Source organism: Paracoccus sp. UBA5162 (assembly GCF_002413585.1).
Lineage (GTDB): Bacteria > Pseudomonadota > Alphaproteobacteria > Rhodobacterales > Rhodobacteraceae > Paracoccus.
Map to the genome: position 1 here is coordinate 1 of NZ_DHXG01000080.1, position 3,902 is coordinate 3,902.

Annotated in this window: 3 protein-coding genes; 2 read left to right on the forward strand and 1 reads right to left on the reverse strand. The window is 64.5% G+C overall.

The genetic code is table 11. From position 1 onward, the window contains the following. Both B4A72_RS13485 and B4A72_RS13490 read left to right on the forward strand, forming a co-directional pair. Positions 1-757 (forward strand): universal stress protein (locus B4A72_RS13485; RefSeq protein ID WP_292978816.1); only part of this gene is annotated, 757 nt, incomplete at its 5' end. Then, positions 757-3,432, forward strand: coding sequence for a cation-translocating P-type ATPase (locus B4A72_RS13490; protein WP_292978820.1), 2,676 nt, complete (start codon positions 757-759; stop codon positions 3,430-3,432). The genes B4A72_RS13485 and B4A72_RS13490, both read left to right, overlap by 1 nt. 226 nt (positions 3,433-3,658) lie before the next feature. Here the strand turns inward: B4A72_RS13490 and B4A72_RS13495 are convergent. Continuing rightward, the coding region (locus B4A72_RS13495; protein ID WP_292978818.1) for an OmpW/AlkL family protein at positions 3,659-3,902 on the reverse strand (244 nt) is incomplete at its 5' end.

Consider the following 3,902-nt stretch of genomic DNA (forward strand, 5'->3'; position numbering starts at 1 on the left):
CCGCGCAGTTGATCGTGCAATCGCGCTGGGCCGAAGTAGGCACCACCGCGTGCACGTGGTCCACGTCACCCGCCCAACGATCGGCGTGGGCATCGCGGACGTTCGCGCCACGCTTCCGGATCCGGACGCGGATGTGGAGGTCATGCTGCCCGTCGGATCGGCGCCGGAGACAATCGTCCGCACGGCTGCTGAAATCGGTGCCGCGCTCATCGTCACCGGCGTGGCGCGTTTCAACCATCTGGGCGATTATTTCCTGGGTACGGCGGTCGACCATGTTCTGCGCCATGCGCCCGCGCCGGTGCTGATCGTCAAGCAGAGACCGCATGGCGACTATCGGCGAATGCTGGTCGCCGTCGATCTTTCGGATCATTCCGGGACGACTCTGATGACGGCGGCGCGGCTCTTTCCCGAGGCGGCGATCGATCTCGTTCATTCCTACCATATTCCGTTTCCGAACCGCCTGGACTCGCCAGAAATGCGCGCTTTCGTGCAAGGCGAAGCGCAAACCCAGTTGGACGCCTTCCTCGTAACGCTACCCGCGCCCGTGCGTGATCGCGTGCATATTCATATGAAAGCAGGCGAAACCGGCAGCGTCATCGCAAAGGCGATCGACGACACTGGCGCCGATCTGGTGGTTCTGGGCACGCACGGGGTGAGCGGCTTTGTCCATGCAACGCTGGGCAGCACGACATCATCGCTGCTGACCTGGATCAAACAGGATACGCTGGTTGTCGGCCGTCCGGCGGCGGCGTGCTGATGGCATCGGCGTCATCCGCCTGGCATGGTGCGACCGCGGACGAAACGCTCGCCGCCTTTGTCACCCAGCCCGACGGGCTGAGCGGGGATGAAGCCTCTCGCCGCCTCGCCGAAACTGGACCGAACAGTCTGCCGGAGGAAGCGCCGGTTCACCCGCTGCGCCGTTTCCTCGTACAGTTCCACAACCCACTTATTTACTTCTTGTTCGTCGCGGCCCTGACCGCGTTGTTGCTCGATCACGCGATCGACGCGGTCGTGATCCTGCTTGTCGTCCTGGTGAACGCCATTGTCGGCTTCGTGCAGGAGGGGCGCGCCGAGCAGGCGCTGGGCGGGATGCGCGCACTGCTCTCGCCTCACGCCATGGTCATGCGAGACGGGATGCGCGTTTCCATCGACGTCGCCAACGTCGTTCCAGGCGATATCGTTGCGCTGGAGCCGGGCGATCGCGTGCCCGCCGACCTGCGCCTGCTTCGCGCTCGTGGCCTTGCGATCGAAGAGGCTGCCCTGACCGGCGAATCCGTGGCGGCCGAGAAACGGGAAGACCCGGTCGCTGCAGACGCGCCGCTCGGCGATAGATCTTCGATGGCATTTTCGGGAACGCTGGTGGCCAAAGGCCAAGCGATCGGCGTTGTTGTAGCCACGGGCAGCCGTACTGAAATCGGCAGAATCAGCGGCATGCTCCACGCTGTTCCCCCGCTGGTCACGCCATTGCTGCGCCAGATGAACCGCTTCTCTCAGCAATTGACCGTTGCAATCCTTGGTGCAGGGCTCTTCCTCTTGGCTTTTGCGGTCCTGGTGCGCGGGTTCGACTGGGCTGACGCGCTTATTGCCGTCGTGGCGGTTGCTGCGGGCGCGATCCCGGAAGGGCTGCCCGCCGTGATTACGATCACGCTCGCGATCGGCGTGCAGCGCATGGCCGCGCGAAAGGCGATCATCCGGAAGCTGCCCGCCGTAGAGACGCTCGGTGCCACCTCCGTCATCTGCACCGACAAGACGGGCACCCTCACCCGCAACGAAATGACGGTGCGACATGTCTTCACCGCCACCTACGCGCTGGCTGTCAGCGGCTCCGGCTATGCGCCCGAAGGCGCTCTGACCGCCGACCAGGGCGACGATGCGGCCGCTATTTCCGATGCGGCGGACATCCTGCGTTGCGGGATGCTCTGCAACGACGCGCGGCTCGACCACAAAGATGGCAAATGGAGCGTGGCGGGCGATCCGATGGAGGGCGCGCTGATCGCGCTCGGCCGGAAGGCTGGCCTCGACCCCGACCACCTCGCGCGCGAATGGAAGCGCTTGGATGAAATCCCGTTCGATGCCGACTATCGCTATATGGCGACCCTGCATCGCGCGCCGTCGGGCGAGCATGTGGTCTTCATCAAGGGCGCACCGGAGGCGGTGCTGGCGCTGGCGGAGCCTAAGGCCGATCCGGCCCGCTGGGAACAGCTTGGCGCCCAAGCAGCCGGCCAGGGTGAGCGGCTGCTGGGCTTCGCCATGCTGGCACTGCCCGGCGCGCCGGACCGTATCCGCTTCGAGGACTTGAAGTCCGCCCGAATGCTGGGCCTCATGGGATTTATCGATCCGCCGCGCGACGAGGCCCGCCGGGCCATCGCGGAATGCCGTTCCGCAGGTATCGCGGTCAAGATGATCACCGGCGACCATATCGAGACGGCCCGCGCCATAGCGCGCCAACTCGATCTTGCCGACGATCCCAAGGCGATGTCCGGCGCCGACGTCGAGCGGATGGACGATGCCGAACTGGCGCAGACGGTGGACACTATCAGCGTTTTCGCGCGCGCCAGCCCCGAACATAAGCTCCGCATCGTTCGCGCCCTTCAGTCGCGCGGCGCCGTCGTCGCCATGACCGGCGACGGGGTGAACGACGCACCATCGCTCAAGCAGGCCGATGTGGGCACGGCCATGGGCGTCGCCGGCACCGAAGCGGCACGGGAAGCATCGGAAATGGTGCTGCTCGATGATAATTTCGCATCCATCGTGGCGGCCGTGCACGAAGGCCGCACGGTCTACGACAATATCCGCAAGGTCATCGCCTGGACGCTGCCGACCAACGGGGGCGAAGCCATCGTCATCGTGGCAGCGATTCTGGCGGGCTTCGCGCTTCCCATGACCGCGACGCAGATCCTCTGGATCAACTTGGTGACCTCTGTGACGCTGGGGCTGGCCCTCGCCTTCGAACCGCCAGAGCCGGAAGTGATGCAGCGTCCACCCCGCCGCGCTGACGCCTCGCTCCTGTCACCATTCCTGTTATGGCGGGTCTTGCTGGTGTCGGGCCTGTTCTCCGCGGTCATTCTCCTGATCTTCTTCGGGGCGCAGGCTCGCGGCGAGGACATTGCCACCGCTCGAACGATGGTCGTCAACATGCTGGTGGTAGCGGAGATTTTCTATCTCTTCACCGTCCGCTATCTCCATATGCGTTCGCTCACCTTGCGCGGCCTCCTCGGCACGCCCCCGGTGTTGATCGCGATCGCTGCAGTGACGACGGCGCAGCTTGCCTTCACGTACATCCCCGTCATGAACGAGATGTTCGATACGCGGCCGCTTTCCTTGCTCGATGGCGTTGCGATCATGCTGGTCGGGCTTGTGCTGTTTCTGGCGCTGGAAGGCGAGAAACTGCTGATGCGGAAACTCGATCTGTTCGAGGAGCTGCGGTCTTGACGAGGGAAAATACTGAGCGTGGACAGTACCGAAGCGGACCGGATCATCCGCGTTACGGTCTATAGCACACAGAAGCCTGGCTCTTACGATGAGTTCGGCGGACGATGCGCCGACAGTCGGCATAAGCCTGCACGCCAATGCAACTAATCCGATGGCGTAACGCTTACGGGAAAGAGGCCTTCAGGCGTCAGCGGCGGAATCGGTCCGCCGCTGGCGCCTGTTAGGATCAGAGGCGCAAGCCAAAGCCGACGCCGAACACCAGCGGGTCGATGTCCATCTTGACCCTCTGCGTGCCGGCGGCGGCGGTGGTGAGCCGCGCGGTGGTGTCGATGTCGATATATTTGACGTCGAAGTTCAGGAACATCCTGGGGTTGATGTCCACGTCGACCCCGGCCTGTCCGGCCCAGCCGAAGCTGTCCTTCATCGACACGCTGGTGCGGCCGACCGCCGCTTCCAGCCCCTTGGCCGCC